18 protein-coding genes are annotated in these 19,702 nt (G+C 19.9%); 17 read left to right on the top strand and 1 reads right to left on the bottom strand.

Annotated elements, in window-relative coordinates; genetic code table 11:
• The first annotated feature begins 145 nt into the window (after window positions 1–145).
• From M5J13_RS02195 to M5J13_RS02125, 15 genes are all read left to right on the top strand, one after another.
• A complete protein-coding gene (locus M5J13_RS02195; RefSeq protein WP_252837278.1) occupies window positions 146–538 on the top strand; it encodes an NADH-quinone oxidoreductase subunit A in 393 nt (130 codons plus the stop codon).
• A gap of 26 nt (window positions 539–564) precedes the next feature.
• Window positions 565–1,233 (top strand): NuoB/complex I 20 kDa subunit family protein, encoded by a 669-nt coding sequence (locus tag M5J13_RS02190; RefSeq protein WP_252837277.1) that lies wholly within the window; start codon window positions 565–567, stop codon window positions 1,231–1,233.
• A 102-nt stretch (window positions 1,234–1,335) separates the two neighbouring features.
• The gene (nuoC, locus tag M5J13_RS02185; RefSeq protein ID WP_252837276.1) at window positions 1,336–3,132 is read left to right on the top strand and encodes an NADH-quinone oxidoreductase subunit C/D; all 1,797 of its coding nucleotides are present in this window, start codon (window positions 1,336–1,338) and stop codon (window positions 3,130–3,132) included.
• Window positions 3,133–3,137: 5 nt separating this feature from the next.
• Complete coding sequence (gene nuoE, locus M5J13_RS02180; RefSeq protein WP_252837275.1) at window positions 3,138–3,638, top strand: NADH-quinone oxidoreductase subunit NuoE; 501 nt, start codon at window positions 3,138–3,140, stop codon at window positions 3,636–3,638.
• Window positions 3,635–4,963, top strand: coding sequence for an NADH-quinone oxidoreductase subunit NuoF (gene nuoF / locus M5J13_RS02175; RefSeq protein ID WP_252837274.1), 1,329 nt, complete (start codon window positions 3,635–3,637; stop codon window positions 4,961–4,963). The genes nuoE and nuoF overlap by 4 nt, the downstream gene beginning before the upstream one ends.
• Window positions 4,964–5,066: 103 nt before the next feature.
• Complete coding sequence (gene nuoG, locus M5J13_RS02170) at window positions 5,067–7,787, top strand: NADH-quinone oxidoreductase subunit NuoG (RefSeq protein ID WP_252837273.1); 2,721 nt, start codon at window positions 5,067–5,069, stop codon at window positions 7,785–7,787.
• A gap of 1 nt (window position 7,788) precedes the next feature.
• Window positions 7,789–8,760 (top strand): NADH-quinone oxidoreductase subunit NuoH, encoded by a 972-nt coding sequence (gene nuoH / locus M5J13_RS02165; protein ID WP_252837272.1) that lies wholly within the window; start codon window positions 7,789–7,791, stop codon window positions 8,758–8,760.
• A gap of 14 nt (window positions 8,761–8,774) precedes the next feature.
• Window positions 8,775–9,317, top strand: a complete 543-nt coding sequence (nuoI, locus tag M5J13_RS02160) for an NADH-quinone oxidoreductase subunit NuoI (RefSeq protein ID WP_252837271.1) — start codon at window positions 8,775–8,777, stop codon at window positions 9,315–9,317.
• A gap of 12 nt (window positions 9,318–9,329) precedes the next feature.
• The gene (locus M5J13_RS02155; RefSeq protein ID WP_252837270.1) at window positions 9,330–9,830 is read left to right on the top strand and encodes an NADH-quinone oxidoreductase subunit J family protein; all 501 of its coding nucleotides are present in this window, start codon (window positions 9,330–9,332) and stop codon (window positions 9,828–9,830) included.
• Window positions 9,831–9,848: 18 nt separating this feature from the next.
• On the top strand, window positions 9,849–10,151 hold the full coding sequence (gene nuoK / locus M5J13_RS02150; RefSeq protein WP_252837269.1) for an NADH-quinone oxidoreductase subunit NuoK: 303 nt from the start codon (window positions 9,849–9,851) through the stop codon (window positions 10,149–10,151).
• Window positions 10,148–11,980 (top strand): NADH-quinone oxidoreductase subunit L, encoded by a 1,833-nt coding sequence (nuoL, locus tag M5J13_RS02145; protein WP_252837268.1) that lies wholly within the window; start codon window positions 10,148–10,150, stop codon window positions 11,978–11,980. Before nuoK ends, nuoL begins: the two co-directional genes overlap by 4 nt.
• A gap of 47 nt (window positions 11,981–12,027) precedes the next feature.
• A complete protein-coding gene (locus M5J13_RS02140) occupies window positions 12,028–13,539 on the top strand; it encodes a complex I subunit 4 family protein (RefSeq protein WP_252837267.1) in 1,512 nt (503 codons plus the stop codon).
• 13 nt (window positions 13,540–13,552) lie between these two features.
• The gene (locus M5J13_RS02135; RefSeq protein ID WP_252837266.1) at window positions 13,553–15,004 is read left to right on the top strand and encodes an NADH-quinone oxidoreductase subunit N; all 1,452 of its coding nucleotides are present in this window, start codon (window positions 13,553–13,555) and stop codon (window positions 15,002–15,004) included.
• Between the two features lie 443 nt (window positions 15,005–15,447).
• Window positions 15,448–15,918: a CvpA family protein gene (locus tag M5J13_RS02130; RefSeq protein WP_252837265.1), complete on the top strand. Its 471-nt coding sequence runs from the start codon at window positions 15,448–15,450 to the stop codon at window positions 15,916–15,918.
• A 38-nt stretch (window positions 15,919–15,956) separates the two neighbouring features.
• On the top strand, window positions 15,957–16,442 hold the full coding sequence (locus tag M5J13_RS02125; protein WP_252837264.1) for a TIGR00645 family protein: 486 nt from the start codon (window positions 15,957–15,959) through the stop codon (window positions 16,440–16,442).
• Window positions 16,443–16,476: 34 nt separating this feature from the next.
• Here the strand turns inward: M5J13_RS02125 and M5J13_RS02120 are convergent, their stop codons facing one another.
• Complete coding sequence (locus M5J13_RS02120; protein WP_252837263.1) at window positions 16,477–17,427, bottom strand: ribose-phosphate pyrophosphokinase; 951 nt, start codon at window positions 17,425–17,427, stop codon at window positions 16,477–16,479.
• 347 nt (window positions 17,428–17,774) lie between these two features.
• Between M5J13_RS02120 and prfA the strand changes: the two genes are divergently transcribed.
• Entirely contained in the window at window positions 17,775–18,860 is a 1,086-nt protein-coding gene (gene prfA, locus M5J13_RS02115; protein ID WP_252837262.1) for a peptide chain release factor 1, read from the top strand.
• Window positions 18,857–19,687 (top strand): peptide chain release factor N(5)-glutamine methyltransferase, encoded by an 831-nt coding sequence (gene prmC, locus M5J13_RS02110; RefSeq protein WP_252837261.1) that lies wholly within the window; start codon window positions 18,857–18,859, stop codon window positions 19,685–19,687. Before prfA ends, prmC begins: the two co-directional genes overlap by 4 nt.
• The last annotated feature ends 15 nt before the right edge of the window (window positions 19,688–19,702 follow it).

Raw genomic sequence — 19,702 nt, 5'->3', positions numbered from 1 at the left:
AAAATTAAATTAATAATGTTATTATACTTGAAATATTAATATAATACATAAGATATATATTCAAAAATTTTTAATTTTAAAATTTATTAAAATTATTTTATTTAATATTTTTTTTAAAATTTATGATATTTAAATAGGTAATTTAATGATAAAAAATGAAACTTTTAATTGTATTGGTTTTTTTTCTTTTGTTTTTTTTGTTTTTTTATTTTGTTTTGTTTTTTTATTTTTTAGTTGGATTTTAGGTGGTTATTCTATTTCAAATGTTAAACATATTCCTTTTGAATCTGGAGCTCCTTCTACAGGAAATACTGATTTAAGATTTTCTGTTAAATTTTATTTATTCGCAATGTTTTTTGTTATATTTGATATAGAATCTATGTATTTATATTCATGGGCGCTTTGTGTAAGAGAAATTGGTTGGTATGGTTTTATTGAAATTTTCTGTTTTATATTTATGATATTATTGTCTTTGCTGTATTTATATAGAACACAAGCATTATCTTGGTCTTCAAAAAAAAATAATAAAAAAATTTAGTTTTTGTAAAGTAATTTTGGGGTGTTATGAAATATACATTAACAAAAATAAAAATTCATAAAAATAATGAAAAAAAAATAATTAAAAAAAATGTTTCTGATCCATTAGAAATAGAATTAAAAAAAAATATATTTTTTGGTAGTTTAAAAAAAATTCTTCATTTTTTTGTAAATTGGGGTCGTAAAAATTCTTTATGGCCTTATAATTTTGGATTATCTTGTTGTTATGTAGAAATGGTTACTTCTTTTACATCAGTTCATGATATTTCTAGATTTGGTTCTGAAGTTTTAAGAGCTTCTCCCAGACAAGCAGATGTTATGGTTATTGCTGGTACTCCATTTATTAAAATGGCACCTATTATTAAACGTTTATATGATCAAATGTTAGAACCAAAATGGGTTATTTCTATGGGTTCTTGTGCTAATTCTGGAGGTATGTATGATATTTATTCTGTTGTTCAAGGAATAGATAAAATATTACCTGTAGATGTTTATATACCTGGATGTCCTCCTAGACCTGAAGCTTATATTCAAGGATTAATGCTTTTACAAGAAGCTATTTCAAAAGAAAGAAGACCTTTATCATGGATAATAGATGATAATAAAATATATAAAGCAAATTTAAAATCTCAAAAACAAAGAAATAAAAAAAAAGTACAGTCTATGTTTGATTTTAAAAATCCAAATGAGATTTAATATTTTTAATTTTTTTCTTTATTTTTTTCTTTTTTTTTATTTTTTTAAAATTATAAAAAAATTATAATTTAGAATTATTAAAGTAAGGTGTGAAAATATTTTATGATAGATTTTTATGATAACTACAAATTTAATAAAAATAATTTTCAAAAGTATTTAAAATTTCCTATTTTAAAAAAATTATATAATTTTTTTGGTTCTGATATTTTTTTTATTCAATCTACTTCTATTAATTTTCCAATAATTTGGATTGAAAAAAATAATTTGTTAAAAGTTATTAATTTTCTTTGTAAAAAAAATAAATTTTATAATATGTTATTTGATTTACATGCAGTAGATGAAAGATTAAGAATAAATAAAAAAAATTTACCTAAAGTAGATTTTTCTGTTTTTTATCATTTTTTATCTACATCAAAAAATTCAGATATTATGTTAAAAGTTTCTTTATTTGAAAATGATTTAAATATAAATAGTATTACTAATATTTTTTCTAATGCTAATTGGTATGAAAGAGAAGTATGGGATATGTTTGGTATTTCTTTTATAGGTCATCCTAATTTAACTCGTATTATTATGCCTAAAACATGGGTGGGTCATCCTTTAAGAAAAGATTATCCTTCAAGGGCAACTGAATTTTCTCCTTATTCTTTAACAAAAGAGATAGAAGAAGAAGAAATGAATTCTTTAAAATTTTGTCCAAAAGATTGGGGTATGAAAGAAAATGAAAATGATGAAGATTATATGTTTTTGAATTTAGGCCCTAATCATCCTTCAGCTCATGGAGCTTTTAGAATAATTTTACAATTAAAAGGAGAAAAAATTGTTAATTGTGTTCCTGATATTGGGTATCATCATCGAGGAGCTGAAAAAATGAGTGAAAGACAGTCTTGGCATAGTTATATTCCTTATACTGATCGTATTGAATATTTAGGAGGATGTGTTAATGAAATGCCTTATGTTTTAGCAGTTGAAAAATTAGCTGGAATAATTGTTTCTAAAAGAGTTGAATTTATTAGGGTAATGATTTCGGAATTATTTCGAATAAATAGTCATTTACTTTATATTTCTACTTTTATTCAAGATGTAGGATCTATGACAACTGTATTTTTAGCTTTTACTGATCGTCAGAAAGTTTATGATGTTATAGAATTAATTACTGGTTTTAGAATGCATCCTGCATGGTTTAGAATAGGAGGATTAGCTCATGATTTACCCAAGGGATGGGATCATTCATTAAAAGAATTATTAGATTGGATGCCTAAAAGATTAAATTTATATATTAAAGTTGCATTAAAAAATAGTATTTTAATTTCTAGATCTAAAGGAATAGCAGGTTATACGAAAGAGGAAGCTTTATCTTGGGGTATTACAGGTGCTGGATTAAGAGCTACAGGTGTAGATTTTGATATAAGAAAAGTAAGACCGTATTCAGGTTATCAAAATTTTAATTTTGATATTCCTATAGGTGATCGAATTAGTGATTGTTATACTAGAGTAATGTTAAAAGTAGAAGAAATTTATCAAAGTTTAGAAATATTAAAACAATGTTTAAAAAATATGCCTGAAGGTCCTTATAAATCAGAACATCCTTTAACTACTCCTCCTTCTAAAGAAAATACACTTCAACATATAGAAACTTTAATTACACATTTTTTACAAGTTTCTTGGGGAACAGTTATACCTCATGGAGAAAGTTTTCAAATGATTGAAGCTACTAAAGGAATTAATAGTTATTATATTATTAGTGATGGTAATACAATGAGTTATCGTACAAGAATTAGAACTCCTAGTTTTGCTCATTTACAACAAATTCCTTCTGTTATTAAAGGTAGTTTAGTTTCAGATTTAATTGTATATTTAGGAAGTATTGATTTTGTTATGTCTGATGTAGATAGGTAAATAAAATGAATAAAAAAAATAAATTAAATAAAAATAATAAAATAATAAATTCTTTAATTAAAAAAGAAATTTTAAAAATAAAAAATCATTATTTAGATAATCAGTCTTTATTAATTGAAGCATTAAAGATTATTCAAAAATATTATGGATGGGTTTCAGATGATTCTATTTTTTTTCTTTCAAAATTTTTAAATATTTCTACAAGTGATATAGAAAGTATAGCTACTTTTTATAGTCAAATTTTTAGAAGTCCTGTAGGTAATCATGTTATTAAATTTTGTGATAGTGTTGTTTGTTATATTACAGGATTTAAAGATATTAAAAATGTTTTAGAGAAAAAATTGAAAATTAAATGTGGAGAAACTACTAAAGACAAAAATTTTACTTTATTACCTATTTGTTGTTTAGGTGCATGTGATCGAGGACCTGTAATGATGATTAATAATAATACATATTTTTTTTTAACAAAAAATTCAGTTATAAAATTATTGGATTCTTTAAAATGAAAAATATAAATTTATTAGAGGAAACACATCCTTTAACATGGAGATTTAGAAAGGATAAAAAAACTGTTTGGATAAAAGAATATATAAAAAAAAATGGTTATTTTTCTTTAAATAAAGCCATAAAAGAAATTAATCCAAAAGATATTATTAAAAAAATTTTAAAATCAGGTTTAAAAGGAAGGGGTGGAGCTGGATTTCTTACGGGATTAAAATGGAGTTTAATGCCAAAAGATGAAAATTGTAACAAAAAATATTTAATTTGTAATGCTGATGAAATGGAACCTGGAACTTATAAAGATAGATGGATTATAGAAAATTGCCCACATCAAGTAATTGAAGGAATGATAATTGGAGCGTATGCATTAAATGTTTCACTCGGTTATATTTTTTTAAGAGGAGAATATATAAATCCTGAAAAAATATTAAAAAGAGCTATAAAAGAGGCTTATAAAAAAAAATTTCTTGGAAAAAATATTTTAAATAGTAATTTTTCATTTGATCTTGTTTTGCATACTGGAGCGGGTAGATATATTTGTGGTGAAGAAACAGCTTTAATTAATTCATTAGAAGGTAAAAGAGCTAATCCTAGAATTAAACCTCCATTTCCTGCTAATATTGGTTTATGGGGTTATCCTACTTGTGTAAATAATGTTGAAACATTATCTAATATACCTGCAATTATTTCTAATTCTATTGATTGGTATAAAAATCTTTCTAAAAATGAAGATTCAGGAACGAAATTAATGGGATTTTCTGGATTAGTTAATAAGCCAGGAATATGGGAGTTACCATTTGGAATTACAGCAAGAGAAATATTAGAAGATTATGCTCTTGGAATGAAAAATAATTTAAAATTAAAAGCATGGTTACCTGGAGGAGCTGGAACGGATTTTTTAATAAAAAAACATCTTGATGTTCCAATGGGTTTTTCAAGTATACAAAAAGTTGGAAGTAGATTAGGAACTGGATTAGCTTTAGCTATAGATGAAAATGTTAATATGATTGATTTAGTTTTAAACTTAGAAATTTTTTTTTCTAGAGAATCTTGTGGATTATGTACTCCTTGTAGAGATGGTTTACCTTGGGTTGTAAATATTTTAAAATCTTTGAAAAGTAATAAAGGAAAAGAAGGAGATATAGAAATTTTAGAGAATTTATGTATTCAAATGGGACCTGGAAAAACTTTATGTGCTCATGCTCCAGGAGCTGTTTCTCCTTTAAAAAGTGCAATAAAATATTTTCGTAATGATTTTGAATTTGGAATAAATAAAAAAAATAAAAATTTTTTAACAAAAATTAATGGTATACAATCAAATTTAATATAATATCTTAATAATTAAAATTATTATTAAAGGAATTAATATAAAAAATATATAAAAATTTTTATATGTTATTAAAATTTAATTTTAAAATTTTGGAAAATTAAATATGGTAAAGATTTATATAGATGGAAAAAAATATAGAGTAAATCCATTAAATAATTTATTACAAGAATTTTTGAATTTAGGGTTAGATGTTCCTTATTTTTGTTGGCATCCTAAATTAGGAAGTGTAGGTTTTTGTAGACAGTGTGCAGTAAAAAAATATCAAAATAAAGAAGATATTAATGGAAGAATAGTTATGTCTTGTATGACTTTTGCTGAAAAAAATTCTATTATTACTATTAATGATAATGAATCTAAGATTTTTAGAAAAAATATCATTGAATTATTAATGACTAATCATCCTCATGATTGTCCAGTATGTGAAGAAGGTGGTAATTGTCATTTACAAGACATGACAGTTATGACTCAACATTTTTCTCGTCGTTATAGGTTTAAAAAAAAAAAATATAATAGTCAATATTTAGGATTTTTTTTATCTCATGAAATGAATCGTTGTATATCTTGTTATCGTTGTGTAAGGTATTATCGTGATTATGCAGATGGAAAAGATTTTAATGTATATGGATCAAATAATAATATTTATTTTGGTCGTTTTCAAGATGGAGAATTAAAAAGTGAATATTCAGGTAATTTAATAGAAGTTTGCCCTACAGGAGTTTTTACAGATAAAACGCATTCTAAAAATTATTCTAGAAAATGGGATATTCAAAATGCTCCTAGTATTTGTATACATTGTAGTGTTGGATGTAATATTATTGCTGGAGAAAGATATAATAAAATTAGAAGAATTGAAAATAGATATCATAAAAATATTAACAATTATTTTTTATGTGATTTAGGTCGTTTTGGATATGGTTATTCAAATGTTTCTAATCGTCCAAAGTATTTATATAAAAAAAATAATAATAAATTTCAGGATATCAACAAATTTAAATCTATTAAAAAATTTTTTAAAATTATTCAAAATTCTTCATTAGTCGTTGGAATTGGTTCTTCTCGAGCAAGTATAGAGACTAATGTTGCTCTTCAAGAATTAGTTGGAGTAGATAATTTTTCTTCAGGAATGATAGATATAGACAAAAAATGTACTTCTTTAATTCTAAAAATATTAAAAAAAGGAAATATAAAAGTTCCATCGTTGAAAGAAGTAGAGAGTTATGATTCGATATTTATTTTAGGTGAAGATATTACACAAACATCTTCTAGGTTAGCTTTGTCTATTCGTCAAGCATTAAAAAAAATTTCTAAAAATTTATTAAATTTTAATAATTTACCTTATTGGCATACATCTGCAATTAATAATTTTAAAAAAATTAAAAAAAATTTTTTATTTATTACAAATACTGATAAAACAAAATTAGAAGATATTTCAGATTTTTCTTATGAAGCTAATCCTGAAGATCAAGCTTATTTTGGATATTGTATATCAGAAAATTTAATAAAAAATTATTCTCATTCTAATAATTTAAATGATTATTTAAAAAAAAAATCTTTATATATATCAAAAATTTTATTAAAATCTAAAAAAATATTAATTGTTTCTGGATCTCATTCTAGAAATTTATCTATTATAAAATCATCTTACAATATAGCTTATAATTTAAAAAAGTTAGGTTTAGAAGTTGGTTTAGTTTTATTAACTCCTACAGTTAATTCAATGGGTTTAGAAATATTAAATGGAAAATCTTTAGAAAAGATTTTTAAGAAAGTTAAAAAAAAAAAAAATTCTACTTTAATTGTTGTAGAAAATGATTTGTTTTTATCTTTTCCAAAAATATATTTAAATTTCATTTTAGAAAAATTTAAAAAAATTATTGTTTTGGATCATCAATTAACAAAAACTGTAAAAAAAGCAGATTTAGTTATTCCAGTTACGAATGTTTTTGAAAGTTCTGGAACATTTGTTAATTATGAATTAAGAGCTCAAAGATTTTTTCAAGTATATGATATTAACTTTTATAATAAAAAAAATTCTATTATTTCTAGTTGGAAATTTTTAAATATTATTAAATCAAAATTAGATAAAAATTCTTTATTAATAAATAATTTAGATAATATGATAGATTTTTGTATTTATAAATTTCCTATTTTTAAAAATATAAAAAAATCTGCTCCTAATTCTTCATTTAAAGTTTTTGGTCAGAAAATTCCTCGTTCTTCTCATAGATCTAGTGGAAGAACTTCGCTTCGTGCAGATATTGATGTACATGAAATTCAATCTATAAAAGATACAGATACAATGTTTTCATTTTCAATGGAAGGAAGTTTAGTTTATAAAAAATTTTCTTCTTGTATACCTTTTATATGGTCTCCTCAATGGAATTCTTCTCAAGGATGGCATAAATTTCAGAAAGAGGTAAATGGAAATCTTTTATCTGGAAATCCAGGAAAAATTTTAAAATTTGTAAATAATAAAAGTAAGTTAAATTATTTTAAAATTTTTTTTAAACACTATATTATAAAAAACAAATTTTTTATCACTCCATACTATAAATTATTCAAAAATGAAGAATTAAGTCAATATTCTAAAATAATAAGAAAAAAAAATAAAAAAAATTATATGATAATAAATAAAATAGATGCAAGAAAATTAAAAATTTCTAATAAAAGTAGAGTTTCTTTTACTTGTTTAAATGAAATATATAATTTTTATATAAAATATTCTAATCATTTAGCGTTAGGTCAAATAGCTTTACCTATAGGAAATTTTAAAACTTCTATTTTTCTTATTGGAAAAGAAATAAAAGACTTAAAGGAAGTATAATATGAATTTTTTATTTACTTATAATACTCATGTATTATTTAATGTATTTCAATCGTTTTTAATTTTTTTTTCAATAGTTGTTTTTGGAGCAATGTTAAGTGTAATTGAAAGAAGATTGTTAGCTTTATTTCAAAATAGATATGGTCCAAATAGAGTAGGTTTTTTTGGTTCTTTGCAATTATTTGCTGATATGATAAAAATATTTTTTAAAGAAGATTGGACTCCTAATTTTAGTCATAAATTTATTTTTAATATTGCTCCAATTCTTTCTTTTAGTTCTATTTTATTAGTTTCTGTTATTATTCCTTTTTCAAAAAATATGCAAATAATTGATTTTAAAATAGGTATTTTATTTTTTTTAATGATGGCAAGTTTATCTGTTTATTCGATATTATTATCTGGATGGTCGAGTAATAATAAATTTTCTTTTTTAGGAGCTATGAGAGCTGCTGCTCAAACTTTAAGTTATGAAGTTTTTTTGGGTTTATCTGTAATGGGAACAGTAGTAAAAGCAGGTTCATTTAGTTTATTAGAAATTACTTTTAATCAATCACATTTATGGAATATTATTCCTCAATTTTTTGGATTTTTAACTTTTTTTATTTCTTCTTTAGCTATTTGTCATAGACATCCTTTTGATCAACCAGAATCTGAGCAAGAACTTGCTGATGGTTATCATATTGAATATTCTGGAATGAAATTTGGTATGTTTTTTATAGGAGAATATATTTCTATTATTATAATGTCATGTTTAATAACAACATTATTTTTTGGAGGATTTTATGGTTTTTATTCAGTGTCTATTTTTTGGTTTATTTTGAAATCTTTGTTTTTTATTTTTTTGTTTATTTTAATTAGAGCTTCTTTACCAAGACCAAGATATGATCGAGTTATGATTTTTGGATGGTTAGTTTGTTTTCCTATTGCATTATTAAATTTATTATTTACTGCTTTTTTAGTTTTATACTTATAAATATAAGGATTAATATGATTATAAAAAAAATAATTAAAATGGTCATATCACAATTAAATAGTATATTTTTAGTTTTTATGAATTCTTTTTCTAAACGTGAAACTAAATTGTATCCTGAAATTCCTGTTAAATTAACTCCTAGATATCGAGGAAGAATTGTTTTAACTAGAAATAAAAATGGAAAAGAGCGTTGTGTTGCATGTAATTTATGTTCATCTGTTTGTCCTGTAGGTTGTATATCTTTACAAAAAAAAACATTAAAAAATAATCGTTGGAAAGCTAAATTTTTTAGAATAAATTTTTCACGTTGTATATTTTGTGGATTATGTGAAGAAGCTTGTCCTACTTCTGCCATTCAATTAATTTCAGATTTTGAATTAGCTGATTATAAACGTAAAGATTTAATATATGAAAAAGAAGATTTATTAATTTCAGGACCAGGAAAATATTCAGATTACGATTTTTATAAATATTCAGGTATTACTATTAAAGATCCTAAAAATAAATCTTTATTAAAAAAAAATAAAACTGTTAATTTAAAAAGTCTTTTACCTTAGGAAAATTTTATAATGAATTTTTTTGAAATTTTTAGTTTTCTTTCAATTATGTTTACTATTTTAGTAATTTTTCAAAATAATCCTATATATTCTTTATTATTTTTAATTCTTTCTTTTTTATCAATTTCAGGTATATATTTTTCTATAGGAGCATTTTTAATAGGATCATTAGAGACTATTATTTATGCTGGAGCTATAATGGTTTTATTTATTTTTGTAATTATGATGTTAAATTTAGGTAAAAAATTTTTAATTAAAGAAAGAAAATTAAAATCTAAGACATCTTTTTTTATTTCTTTTTTTTGTTTAATAATAATTTTTTTTTTATTTTTTAAAATTTTATTAAATTTAGATAATAGAACAATTTGTTCATTTTATTTTAATATAAAAAATCTTAGTTTGACTTTATTTAATAAATATATTGGGATTGTAGAAGTTTCTTCTTTACTTTTATTATCAGCATTAATTATAGTTTTTCATTTATGTATAAATAAAAAAAATATACGATCTTAATTTTTTTTAGGAGGAATTTTGGTTACTATTTTAAATGGCTTAGTTTTGTCAACAATATTATTTTTTTTAGGAATATTATGTATAATAATTAGAAAAAATTTATTGTATGTTTTAATAGGTTTAGAAATTATGATTAATTCTTTAGCTTTAGCTTTAGTATTTATTGGAAATTATTGGAATCAAGTAGATGGTCAAGTTATGTTTATTTTTATTATTACAATAGCAGCTTGTGAAGCTAGTATTGGTTTATCTTTTTTAATTAATATTTATAAATATAAAAAAACTTTAGATATTGATTTTTTAAGTGAGAGGAAAAAATGAATTTGTTATTTTTAACTATTCTTTTACCTTTTTTTAGTTTTTTATTAATAATTTTTTCTCAAAAAAAATTTTCTAATATTTTTTATAAAATAATAGGTGTTTTTCCTATTTTTTCTTCTTTTATTTTAGTAAATTATTTTTATTTTTATAATTTTAATAATAAAGTTTATATTTCAAAAATATTTTGGAATTGGATGACTGTTTTAGATTTACATGTTAATTTTGGTTTATATATTGATAAATTATCTTTAAACATGTTACAAGTAATAACTGGGATTGGATTTTTAATACATATTTTTTCTATATGGTATATGAGTTATAAAATTAATATTTCTAGATTTTTTGCTTATACAAATTTATTTATTTCAAGTATGATTTTATTAGTTTTATCAAATAATTTATTATTAATGTATTTTTCATGGGAATTAGTTGGATTTTGTTCATATTCTTTAATTGGTTTTTATTATACTGATTTGAAAAATATTAAAGCTGCTATGAAAGCTTTTATTATTACTAAAATTGGTGATTTATTTATATTATTAGCTATTTTTCTGATTTTTTTTAAATTTCATACTTTAGATTTTTTTAAATTAAACGAACTTTTTCATGATTTTAGTTATAAAAATAAAGAACCTGTTTTTGAATTAATTGCTTTATTTATTTTAATTGGAGCTATTTCTAAATCAGCTCAATTTCCTTTACAAACTTGGTTATTAAAAGCAATGGTAGGACCTACTCCAGTTTCAGCATTAATACATTCAGCTACTATGATTACAGCTGGAGTATATTTAATTATAAGAATACATAGTTTATTTGAATTATCTGATCATATTCTTTATTTAGTTTCAATTTTAGGATCTATTACTATTTTAATTTCTAGTTTTTCTGCTATCTTTGAAAAAGATATTAAAAAAATTTTAGCATATTCCACGATGAGTCAAATTGGTTATATGTTTTTAGGTTTAGGAATGAAATTTTGGGATATAGTATTATCTCATTTAGTTGTGCATTCTTTTTTTAAAGCTTTATTGTTTTTATCTTCAGGTTCGTTGATTTTTTCTTGTAATGATAAAAAAAATATTACTAAAATGGGTGGTTTAAGAAAAAAATTACCATTTTTATATTTTTGTTTTTTATTTGGTATTTTTTCTTTAATATCATTTCCATATTTTACTTCTAGTTTTTATACAAAAGGTTCAATAATTTTTGAATCTTTTAACAAAGGTTATATTTATTTTTTTATAATTTCTTGTTTTGGAGTATTTTTTACTTCAATATATTCATCTAGAATTTTATTTTTAATTTTTCATGGAAACGGTACATTAAAAGTGAATTCAGTAAAAAATTTTTTTCATGATATTGTTTTAATAATTTTGTGTTTATTATCTTCAATATTAGGATTAATTTTATTTTCTTCTTTATTAGATATATCTATTTTAAAAGATATTACAAATAACAAAAAAAATATAATAGAAGTATTTTTATTTTTCTTATCTTTAATTGGAATTTTTGGATCTTATTATTTTTTTGTATTAAAAAAAAAAAATTCATTTAAAATTTTAAATAATAAAAATTATTATTATTTTTTTAAATTTTTAGATAAAAATTTTGGTTTAGATTTTTTATATAAATTATTTTTTATTAATTTATTTAATTTTATTAAAAGTTTATTTTTTATTGATTATATAAAAAAAATTACACGTCTTTCTTTTTGTGTTTTTAAGAATTTAAATAATTTTTTTATAACTTTTAATAATGGATATTTACGTTTTTATATTATATCTATTTTAACTGGTACTTTAACAATTTTAATATGCTTATTAATGTAGTTTATTAAAAAAATTAATATTTTTTTTTTAAAATAGGATTTTTTATTATGTTTTTGTGTTTATTAATTTTTTTTCCTTTTATTGGGGGAATTCTTTCTTGGAAATCGGAAAAATTAGGAAAAAATATACCTCGTTTTGTTTCTTTATTTTTTATAATTATTGATTTATTTTTGCTTTTTTTTATTTTTTTTAAACAAAAATTTTTTTTAGTGAATGAAAATAATAAAAATTTATTTAATTTAGAGTTTTGTCATACTTGGATTTCTGATTTAGGTATAAGTATACATTTTGGAATAGATGGATTTTCATGGTTAATGATTTTGTTAACTCTTTTTTTATCTTTCATTTCTATTTTATTATCTTGGTATGAAAAAATTAATAATGTAGGATTTTTTTATTTTTGTATTATGTTTTTAATTTCTAATACAATTGGTATTTTTTTATCTTTAGATTTATTTTTATTTTTTCTTTTTTGGGAAATTATAGTTTTTCCAATGTATTTTATAATGATAATTTGGGGTAGAAAATCTATATCTTTTAAAAAAAATTTAAATTTTAATTATGAATATTTAATATATTCTCAATTATCTGGATTAATTTTATTAATTTCTATATTAGGTTTAGTAATTAATTATCATAATACTTATCATATATGGACTTTTGATTATAATTTACTTAAAAATAATGTTTTAGATAAAAAATTAGAACTTTTTTTAATGATTGGTTTTTTTATTTCTTTTATTATTAAAGTTCCAATAGTTCCTTTTCATAGTTGGTTTCCTAAATTTCATAAAAATACTCCTATTTTTGGATCATTAGATTTAATTGGAATTGTTATTAAAACATCTATTTATGGTTTACTTCGTTTTTGTGTTGTTTTATTTCATCATACTTCATTAATTTATTCAGAATATTTTTATTTTTTAGGTTTATTTTGTATATTTTATAGTATATTTTTAGCTTTTTTTCAAAAAAGTATAAAAAAAATTATTGCTTATACTTCTATTTCACATATGGGTTTTGTTTTATTGGCGATTTATTCAGGAAATTTGTTAGCTTATAATGGAATAATTATACAAATGATTTCTTATAGTTTATCGACTTCAGCTTTAATTATTTTAACAAATATATTATATAAAAATTTTGGTACTGATAATTTTAAAAAAATGTCTGGTTTATGGAAAACAATGAATTTTGTTCCTGGTTTTTTTTTATTTTTTTTAATGTCTAATTTAGGAATTCCTGGAACTGGAAATTTTATTGGAGAATATTTAATGTTATTAGGATCTTTTAATAATTATCCTATAATTGTTTCTTTTTCAATGATAGCATTAGTTTTTTCTACTTTATGTTTTTTAAATATGTATCATAAAATATTTTATGGATCATGTTTTGTTTCTTCATTTAAATATAAAATTTCTAAATTAGAAATTTTTATTTTATTTTTGTTTTCTTTTTTATTAGTATTTATTGGTTTATTTCCAAACTTTATATTTAAAATTGATCATTCTTTTATTATAAATATCAGTAAAGAAATATATTGTTTTATTTTAATTTAAGGTAATTTATATAATGAATCCTATATTTCAACAATTTTTTTTTATTTCTCCTATATTAATTTTAGTTACTTCCATAGTATTAAATTTATTTGTTATTATTTTTAAAAGAAATTTATTATGTTCATTTTTAGTTACAATTTCAGGATTAATTGGATCTATCATTTCTTTTTATTTTTTAAAAAATAATCCTTTAATATATTTAAAATATTTATTAAATTTACAATCAATTAATTTTTTTTATATATTTTTATTTTTTTTAAGTAGTTTGTTTTCTTGTATCTTTTCTTATTTTTTTTTTAAAAATAAAAAAATTAATAAAGAAGAGTTTTATATTTTACTTTTAATATCTAATATTGGTGGATATTTATTATTTTTATCAACTAATATTTTTTTTATTTTTGTTGGTATAGAATTATTATCTTTACCTTTAATTGGAATAATGAGTTATTTTTCTTCATTAAGTTCTAAAAATTTAGAATCTTCTTTTAAATATTTTATAATTTCTAGTTTTTCTTTAATTTTGTTTTTATTAGGTTTATCTTTGATTTATTTATCTTATGGAACATTAGATATTTTTGTTTTAAAATCTTTAAATCAAATTTCTAGTGTTTCTTCTAATAATATTTTTTTAATTGGAATTATAATTTTATATATATCTATTTTAATTAAATTATCTGTATTTCCTTTTTTTTCTTGGGTTCCTGATATTTATGAAGGAAGCCCTTCTTTTATTTTAATATATTTTACTAATTCTATTATGTTAGTCATGTTAAGTATTTTTGAAAAATTATTTTCTTTTCTTCCTTTTAAAAATTTTTATTTTTTTTATTCAGTATTAGTTATAATTTCTATTATATCTATTTTTTTAGGTAATACTGTTGCTTTTTTTCAAAATAATTTTAAAAAATTAATTGGTTATTCTGTTATATCAAATGCTGGACATTTAATTATTTTTTTAATTTTATTACATAAAAATTATTTTTTAAATTCAATTATAAAAATATATTTTTTAGGATATTTTTTAAATAGTTTAGTTCTTTTTGGTGTTATTACAGCATTTTCTATTTTTTCAAAGAAACAAGATATTTATCTTTTTGAAGAATATGAAGGAATATTTTGGAAATATCCATTGTTATCAATTTCTATGATTATTTCTTTATTTTCTACTATAGGTGTTCCTTTAACAATAGGATTTTTTAGTAAATTTTATTTATTAAAATATTTAATTGAAAATAATTATTTTATTTTTTGTGCTATGATTATTTTTGGAAGTGTTTTAAGTTTTTGTTATTATTTAAATTTTATAAAAATTTTCTTTTATAAAAAAAATTGTAATTTTTTAAAAAATATTTATAAAAAAAATATTTTTAATTTAAGTTTAACTCTTTTTATTTTTTTTATTTCTTTATTTATTATTTTTTTTGGTTTGTTTCCTAACTTTTTAAAATATTTAAAATATTTTTAAAAAAATAAGTTTATTTTTTATATAAAAATATATTTTTTAGGTATTTTTGATAAAAAATATTTAATAAGTATATTTTAATTATTAATTTATTAAATTATTTTATAAATTTATAAAAATTTTAAAAAAAAATATTTTTTTATAAAATTTTTTTCTTTTTTCTTTTTTATTTTATAGTTTGATAATTTAATTTTTTAATTTAAAAATTTAATAAAGTATAAATTTTTTATTAAAAAAATTTTTATTTAAGATAATATTAAATTTTGATTTAATAAAATAAAAATTAATAAAAGATATAAATTTTTTAATTTATTAAAATTTATTAAAAAATTTTTATTTATATTTTATTAAAAAAATTATATATTAATTTTATTAAAAAAAATATGTTTTTTAGATTATTATTTTATTAAATTTTAATTAAAATAATATATTTTTTTGGAAAGTATATGAATTTATTTGATTATTTTTTTTTATTTATAATTTTTACATCTACTACGATAGGTTTAAAAAGAGGATTTTTTAGAGAAGTAATTTCTTTATCTACTTTAATTATTGTATTTTATTTAGCTTATTCTTTTTATGATTTATTGTTAATTAAATTTTATTTTATAGATAATTTTTATTTAAAAAATTTTTGTTATGTTATTTCTGTTTGTTTATTAATTTTATTTTTAGAATTTTTTTTATTGTTTATATTTGAAATTTTTTTTAAACAGAAATATTTTTTTGGAATAAATAATTTTTTATTAGGTTTTATATTAGGATTTTTTAGAGCAATGTTTTTAATTTTTTTATTTATTTTGTTTTTTAATGAAATTTTACATATAAATATTAGTAGTATTTATTTAAAAGATTCTATTTTTATTATGATTTTTTATAAATTACAATATAAAATATTAAATTTTTTTATATTTTAACTTTTTTAAAAAAAAATAATTAAGGAAAACTATTTAAAATGATTGAAAAATTAATATATGCATCTCGATGGTTTATGTTTCCAGTTTATATTGGTTTATCTTTTGGTTTTATTTTATTAACTGTAAAATTTTTTCAAGAAGTAATTTATATTTTTCCTGAAATATTAATAATTTCAGAATCTGGTTTAGTTTTAGTAGTTTTATCTTTAATTGATATTGCTTTAGTAGGTGGTTTATTAGTAATGGTAATGTTTTCTGGATATGAAAATTTTATATCAAAAATGGATATTAAAGGTACTAAAAAAAGATTAGGTTGGATGGGTACTATGGATGTGAATTCTATAAAAAATAAAGTTGCTTCTTCTATTGTAGCTATTTCTTCTGTTCATTTATTAAGATTGTTTATGGAAGCAGAAAAAATTTCAGATAATAAAATAATTGTATGTGTAGTAATTCATCTTACTTTTGTTGTTTCTGCTTTTGGTATGGCTTATATTGATAAGATGAGTAAAAAAAAGAAATAAAAAAAATAATTTTTTTCTTTAAATAAAAATTCATTTATTTTTTAATAGAATATTCAAACATAGCTGAAATTGATTCTTCATTACTAATTCTTCTAATAGCTTCTGCTAACATATTTGCTAAAGTTAATGTTCTAATATTAATTAATTTTTTTGAGTATTTAGATAATGGAATAGAATCACATACAATAATTTCGTCTAAGTTAGATTTTTTAATATTTTTCAGTGCATTACCTGATAATATTGGATGTGTTGCGTATGCAAATACGCGATTTGCTCCTCTTTTTTTTAATGCTTTTGAAGCATTACATAATGTTCCTCCTGTATCTATTATATCGTCTACTAATATACAATCTCTATTTTTTATTTCTCCAATAATGTTCATAACTTGAGATATATTAGATTTAGGTCTTCTTTTATCTATTATTGCTATATCAATATCATTTAAAAGTTTTGCTATTGCTCTAGCTCGAATAACTCCTCCAATATCTGGAGATACAATTACTGGTTTTATAAATTTTTTTTTTCTCATATCTTCTAATAAAATAGAACTTCCAAATACATTATCTACTGGAACATCAAAAAATCCTTGAATTTGTTCAGAATGTAGATCTACTGTAAGAACTCTGTCAATTCCTACGTTAGATAAAAAATCTGCAACTATTTTAGCAGTAATTGGTACTCTAGAAGATCTTACTCTTCTATCTTGTCTGGCGTATCCAAAATAAGGTATTACTGATGTAATTCTTCCAGCTGAAGCTCTTCTTAAAGCATCAACCATAACTACTAATTCCATTAAATTATCATTACAAGGTGAACAAATAGATTGTATTATAAATATATCTCCTCCTCTTACATTTTCATTAATTTGAACACTAATTTCTCCATCACTAAATTTACTAACTGTAGCATTTCCTAAATTAGAATTTAATAATTTAACAATACAATTAGTTAATTTTGGTACAGAATTTCCGCAAAATAATTTCATATAAATTTTTTTCCTATTATGAAAATATTATAAATTTATTGATATATAAAAAATTATAATATATCATTTTTAAAAATTAAATATTATTTAAAGTATTTATTAAAAATTTTTAATTTTATAAAAAAATTAAATTTTTTTAAAAATTTATTTTAATAAATTTTTATAATATTATTTCTAATAAAATAAAATGTTTAATTCAATTTTTTTTTAAATTATAATTAAATATATTTATTTAATTTTTTAAAAATATATTTATTAATTTGAATTATTTTTTTAAAAATTTTATTTTTTAATTAAATTATTAAAATTTTATAATTATATTTAAAAATAAAGGTTTTTTATAAAGTATGAAAATTTCTATATTAAAAAAATTAAAGTATTTAGAGAGTCGATCAAAAGAAATTGAAAATATTTTATCTAAAAAAAATACTATTAATGATAGAAAATATTTTTTAAAAATATCTAAAGAATATTTAAAAATTTCAAATACAGTTTATTTTTTTAAAAAATGGAAAAAAAATAAATTAAATATAAAAAAAACAAAAAAATTATTAAAAGATAAAGAAATTTATTTATTAGCTTTAGAAGATTTAATAATTTTAAAAAATAAGAAAAAAAAATTAGAAAATAAAATATATTCATCTTTATTATCATTAGATCCAAAAGATCGTTTAAATTGTTTTATAGAAATTAGAGCAGCAACAGGAGGAAATGAATCTTCTATTTTTTCTGGAGATTTATATAAAATGTATGTTCGTTATTCTGAACTTAAAAATTGGAAAGTAGATTTAATACATTATCATAAAGGAGAATTTGGAGGATTTAAAGAAATTATTATGAAAGTAATTGGAATAGGTTCTTTTGGACGTTTTAAATTTGAATCTGGAGGTCATAGAGTTCAAAGAGTTCCTAAAACTGAAACTCAAGGAAGAATTCATACTTCTACTTGTACTGTAGCAGTTATGCCTGAATTACCTAAAGAAAAAAAAATTAAAATTAAAAACAAAGATTTAAAAATTGATACGTTTAGATCTTCAGGAGCAGGAGGTCAACATGTTAATACAACTGATTCAGCTATAAGAATTACTCATATCCCCACTGGAATTGTAGTAGAATGTCAAGATGAACGTTCTCAACATAAAAACAAATCTAAAGCGTTATCAGTTCTTTTAGCTCGAATTAACTCCGAAAGAATTATTAAAAAAAATAAAGAAAATTCTTTTATAAAAAAAAATTTATTAGGAAGTGGTTTTCGTTCTGATCGAAATAGAACTTACAATTTTATTCAAAATAGGGTAACAGATCATAGAATTAATTTAAATTTGTATAAGTTAGATAAAATTTTAGAAGGGGATTTAGATATTCTTATTGATCCAATAATACGAGAAAATAAAGCTAGTGAAATGGCTAAATTATCTGAAATTAAATTATGAATATTAAAAAATGGACAAATTATGCATTAAAAAAATTAAATTTGATTGATAATGCAAAATTAGATATAGAAGTGTTATTAAGTTTTATCTTAAATAAACCTAGAAGTTGGATTATTTGTTTTGATGATTATTGTTTAACAAAAAAACAAATTAATAATTTAAATTTTTGTCTTAAAAGAAGATTTCTTGGAGAACCTTTAGCTTATATAATTAATAAAAAAGAATTTTGGTCTTTAAGTTTTTTTGTTTCAAGAAAAACTTTAATTCCTAGACCTGACAGTGAATTATTAGTTGAAATATCTTTAAAAAAAATCAAAAATAATATTTGGAATATTTTAGATTTAGGTACTGGATGTGGAAATCTTGCAATATCAATTGCATATAATAAAAAAAATTGTTTTGTTACAGGAATTGATTATTCAGAAGAAATTATTAAAATAGCTAAATATAATTCTATAAAATTAAATGTTAAAAATATAAAATTTTTTTGTAGTAATTGGTTTTCTAAAATTAATAAAAAAAAATATAATATGATTGTTAGTAATCCTCCATATATTAGTAATAAAGAATATTATTTTCTTAAAAAAAATTTAGTTTTTGAACCATTTACTTCTTTAGTTTCTAAAAAAAATGGCTTATTTGATATAATTTATATCATAAAAAATTCTAGAAAATATTTAAAAAAAAATGGATGGTTATTTATTGAACATAGTTATAATCAAAAATGTATAGTTTATAAATTATTTAAAAAATATTGTTATATTAATATTAAAACATATTGTGATTATAATAATTTATATAGAATTACTATAGGGCAATTCTTATAACTTATTTTTATAAAA

It is taken from the genome of Buchnera aphidicola (Periphyllus lyropictus) (assembly GCF_024029895.1).
Taxonomy (GTDB): Bacteria; Pseudomonadota; Gammaproteobacteria; order Enterobacterales; family Enterobacteriaceae; genus Buchnera_J; species Buchnera_J aphidicola_BA.
Note: the sequence above shows the minus strand (reverse complement) of the source record. Positions and strands in the feature narration are given on the sequence as shown.